The organism is Peribacillus sp. P4_C12 (assembly GCF_056402095.1).
On sequence record NZ_JBFUIB010000435.1, the window covers coordinates 1 to 3,115 of the forward strand.

General features: G+C 35.5%; 3 protein-coding genes. All 3 read right to left on the bottom strand.

The features are described 5' to 3' along the window. Nucleotides 1-130: 130 nt before the first annotated feature. Entirely contained in the window at nucleotides 131-775 is a 645-nt protein-coding gene (locus AC1DUW_RS24430) for an MBL fold metallo-hydrolase (protein WP_053345574.1), read from the bottom strand. A gap of 387 nt (nucleotides 776-1,162) precedes the next feature. Beyond that, nucleotides 1,163-1,546, bottom strand: a complete 384-nt coding sequence (locus tag AC1DUW_RS24435) for a glyoxalase/bleomycin resistance/extradiol dioxygenase family protein (RefSeq protein ID WP_053345573.1) — start codon at nucleotides 1,544-1,546, stop codon at nucleotides 1,163-1,165. Nucleotides 1,547-1,910: 364 nt separating this feature from the next. Beyond that, nucleotides 1,911-3,115, bottom strand: a 1,205-nt coding sequence (locus AC1DUW_RS24440; protein WP_477643680.1) for a bifunctional metallophosphatase/5'-nucleotidase, incomplete at its 5' end; no start/stop codon positions are given.

Sequence of the window (3,115 nt, forward strand, 5' to 3'; positions counted from 1 at the left end):
CTTTAGTTGCATAACAAAAAGGTTGCTTCAGCAACCTCCCTTATTGAAGTAAAGCACCTGTTAGTCAGAAAGTCGCAACATTTTTATTAACATCGTGACTTTATTTTAAATCCACAGCTCAGCCTTAAATTCATTCATACAGCATAGTTACGACACCAGCATATTCTGACAAATTTTCTTTGGAAATATCCAATATCTTAACTTCGGTTGTTCGCTGTCCGGAAATCTGAAGAAACTTATCTACCTTTGAAAACATCAAGCCAACAACCGACAAAGCCTTTGTTCTATAGTGCATTGGAATTGTAATAGTAGATTTCAATTGATGCATTACTTGAGTAGCTTCTAGTGCATTAATCGTGAATGTACCTCCTACGGGAATGATGAGAATATCTACTTTTCCAATTTCCTTTACTTGTTCTTCTGATAATAGATGCCCTAAATCTCCACAATGACAGATAGTTAGACCGTCCATTTGGAAACGATATAAAATATTGGGGCCTCTCTTCTCGCCATTTACCTTGTCGTGAAATGTCTTAAATCCATTAATTCTTACATCATTGCGGATGTATTCCTTCGGCTCTTTAACAAGCAAGTAATCACCTGTTGCAGCTTGAATTTTACTGTGATCGAAATGATTATGTGTAACGGCAACTATATCTGGTTCAACAATCGGCATACGGTAGCGGATAAAGCGATAATATGGATCAATGAGAATCCTAGTTCCTCCTTCTGATGTCAGTAAAAAAGTAGAATGTCCATACCATTTTATTTTCATACTAAAATTCTCCTTACTATGCGTTTAATTTAAAATTTTTAAAATCAAGCTACTTTTAAGGAACCACTAAGACCAACCGGATTAAGAATCCTAGTATGTAAAGAAGATATCAGCACCCTCTTTTGCTAATTTTCGGCGTATAGAGCCAATTCCTTAGCTATGGCTTACACCTGTATTAGAAATTTTTTCCATTCGTTATAATTCCATTATTAATGTAATAGTCCTTCTTCTACTAATCTACCCCTTTAGTTCCATTAGAAAAAGGCTGCCGCAGCAAACCCTATTAATGAAATAACACACACGTTAGTTTAAGTGATATATTTTACAAACTTCCTCTACTCCATTAAAAAGACGATGCCTTGTTACGGCATCGAACAGTTATAAAATTTATTCAATACTCTCATAGATTTCAATCAGTGAACCATCAGGATCTCTAAAATGAGCTACTTTAATTCCCCAGCCTTCTTGTGCAGAAGGCTTTGTTATGAATTCAACCTTTTCTTTTAATTCCTTATATTTCTCTTCAACATTATCAACCTTGAAAATTAAAGCAATTTTATCAGTATTATGAGTATAAGTGACGCTCTCAGCACCTATTGCTTCAAGCATTTGTTTCCTCTCAAACAGTCCTAAGGTACAACCTCTAAATTTAAATTCAGCATATAAAGAATCTTCATTTCCCCAAGTAACCTCAAACCCTAAAACATTTCTATAAAACGAAAAACATTCTCTATAATAATTTACTAATAATCGTGTGTGTGTCAGCTCCAAACTAATTCACTCCAATTCTTTTAAACAATACATTATTGGATGGTTCGAATCTTAAATCCGGATACAAATGTATGGTCATCTAAAGTTAATCCAGTTTCACTTGTTACAGGAATATTGTAAACAAGCGATTCTACAGGGTCATTATTCTGAGGAATTCCAAGGAGATTACAATACCATTCAACTGATTTTTTTTAAATCTGTAACATGAATAAAGACATTGTTAACTTTGCGATAAATAGGAGAACTTGTTGATTTTATACTTTTCCACCTTTCTTTGAATCTTACCTAAAGAAATTCAACAAATCTCAAAAAATTCCTTTAGAGTTATTTCAGAGTTCGAATAAACCATGAATCAAAAAAGTAACTATTCGTGGGGATGCTTCTGTTGGATATAGTGTATAAGTGCAGTGACAACTTGTGGACCGGATTCTACGAGTCTACCTTGTTGCAATGCAGTGAAGTTATCACCGCCTGAAGCTAAATAATTACTAACCGCTACTTCATATTCGTTGTTTGGCTGAATCTCTTGACCCTTCCTGTCTTTCATCGCAACAATGCGGCTGCCAATTGGAGCATTGGAGTCCCAACTATACGTTAAACCAACCGTCTGTAACCTATTTTCATAATCTTTCGTCCACTGCTGTTCTAAAGCAAGTTTTATTTGGTCTCCTGTTAAGATTAACTTACTGACACTATGACCAAAAGGTAAGTCTGTATAAAGGTCTTCTACAGTGATATCCCCTTTTTTTAAATTTTTCCGCATTTCGCCTTGATGGACAAAAGCTATATCTACCCCCATCGCTTCCCGCTCAGATTCTGCAATCATTTTCGCTAATGGGGATTCACCGTTTGCATCTTGATTTCGTGTGATTTCTTCAGGCATTTCTCCTACTATCTGTTTAAAATAGCTCCCCAATCTTTTTCTATATTTATTAAGAAGAGCAACCGTTTCTTTATCTGGTTTTATATGATCATGTGAAGTGACAATAATCTTTGCTTGTTTTTTAACAATATTTTTAGTACGTGGGTCAATTTCAAGATTTACTTGAGAAAAAGCTTTCCCATTAGAATAAGCTTGAACGATCAGTTTACCCGCTACAACGGTATTGGCATATTCATGGCTGTGACCGGCAAAAATGACATCGACCTCATCATCGATTTTTGGAGCCATCTCCACTAAAGCTCCACTGGGATTTGCTCCTGTCTGATCTGATTTAGCTGAATCATGTGCCAGTACAACAATAACTTTGATCCCTTTTTCCTTTAAAAGCTTAACGGTTCGGTTAATAACTGAAACTTCATCCGTAATTTCTACTTCTTTTCGATTTTCAGGGGTCACATACAGGTTGGTCTCTTTTGTGACCACACCGATAAATCCAATATTAATTCCGTCAATTTGTTTAATAACATACGGTGGTAACAAGGGAGTACCCGACTTTCTATCGATTATATTTGCAGAACTGTATGAAGTATTGGCACCTTGAAAATAACCTGTTTCTTTATTGAATCCTCCATAAATAAGGCGTTTCATTTCATTTACGCCTTGGTCTAATTCATGATTTCCAGGTG